At 56.6% G+C, this 923-nt stretch carries 1 protein-coding gene; it reads right to left on the minus strand.

Features of this window, described 5'->3' with window-relative positions:
• Window positions 1-156 precede the first annotated feature (156 nt).
• Window positions 157-675 carry an ISAs1 family transposase gene (locus CA13_RS35890; protein ID WP_419195176.1) on the minus strand — a complete coding sequence of 173 codons (519 nt, stop codon included), beginning with the start codon at window positions 673-675 and terminating at the stop codon, window positions 157-159.
• Window positions 676-923: the final 248 nt, after the last annotated feature.

Raw genomic sequence — 923 nt, forward strand, 5'->3', positions numbered from 1 at the left:
AACGCGAGTATGGCGGGTTGGCCAACACAATGTCTCCCGCGCGTCCCCGCTGATCACCACCGTTCTCTCGGACATGCGGCGCTCGCTTGAAGGATGACGGTTCGACCTCGGATGCGTCGATGGCGCGTAAGCGGTCGGCAGGGTGTCCAGGGCAACTCACTTTTTGAATTTGGATAAGAGTTTGAGTAGATCGGCTGGCTTGGTAGCGAAGGTCCGAAGGGCGGAGGCGATCCCACTGTGTCCCGCGTCGCGAAGAAACGTCAGGCTGGCGTTGCGAAGGCATGCCAGATTTACCGGACCATGCCCAGTGCGGGCACGACACTTGTCCTCGCCCATTGTCACATCACGCACCCAGTGCAATCGATTCTCGATGCCCCAGTGGCCGCGATTCAAATCCAGAAGATGCTTCGCATTGGCTCGATCGGGTCCCAGGCTGGTGATCGCGTGAGAAACTTCCGTTACCCGTTCGTCGCCGGTGATTCGCGTTCGCTCGATGCGAATCGCTTGGGCAAACCCTGGCCAGTCAAGAAAGCCACCGAGTCGGCTGCTGGACTGAAGATGGCGAATCTCAATTCGCCCATGCCCTTTGTCGACATCGCGAACCTCGTCAAGCTGCTGACGGCGAAGACGTTCGCTGTAGGGTGGAAAGGCCGGGATTGAAGTCCGACTTGACAGTCTTGTTCAACTCCGGCTGGTTGTCTTTGACAGTAATGAGATAGTCACCGCCAGAATCAATGATCTGCTGACAGAGCTTCCTCTGGCAGAACATGGCGTCACCAGTAATCACCATGCCATCGACAATCAACGACTTAAGCAACAGCATGGCGGTTCGATGCTCGTTTGTTTGGGATTCATTTTCAATTGAGCCAGCACACCGCCGGAGGCGTGTTCGAGCAGGGAAAGCAGGTGAATGCTCTGTCCAT

This window comes from Novipirellula herctigrandis (assembly GCA_007859835.1).
GTDB classification, from domain to species: Bacteria; Planctomycetota; Planctomycetia; order Pirellulales; family Pirellulaceae; genus Novipirellula_A; species Novipirellula_A herctigrandis.